Below are 299 nucleotides of genomic sequence, written 5' to 3'. Positions count from 1 at the left end.
TCGCCGCTCGCCTTCGACCTGACCGGCACCGCCCTGTGGACCCCCCTGACCACCGGCGGCACCATCCACCTCACCGACCTCACCGAACACGCACCCCAACCCGCCTTCCTCAAAGCCACCCCCTCCCACCTGCCGATGCTGACAGCGCTGCCCGAGAGCGTGTCGCCCACCAGCACGCTGATCCTGGGCGGGGAGGCCCTGCACGGGCATGACCTGGAGCAGTGGCGGCAGAAGCACCCCGATGTCACGGTCATCAACGCCTACGGACCCACCGAAACCACCGTCAACGTCACCGAACA

General features: G+C 68.2%; 1 protein-coding gene. It reads left to right on the top strand.

Annotated features, from left to right (window positions below):
- The coding region (locus KUM44_RS42875) for an AMP-binding protein (RefSeq protein ID WP_217215180.1) at positions 1 to 299 on the top strand (299 nt) is incomplete at both ends.

The organism is Streptomyces sp. AC550_RSS872 (assembly GCF_019049285.1).
In the GTDB taxonomy this organism is placed as follows: Bacteria; Actinomycetota; Actinomycetes; order Streptomycetales; family Streptomycetaceae; genus Streptomyces.
This window is presented reverse-complemented; position numbering and strand designations above follow the sequence as displayed.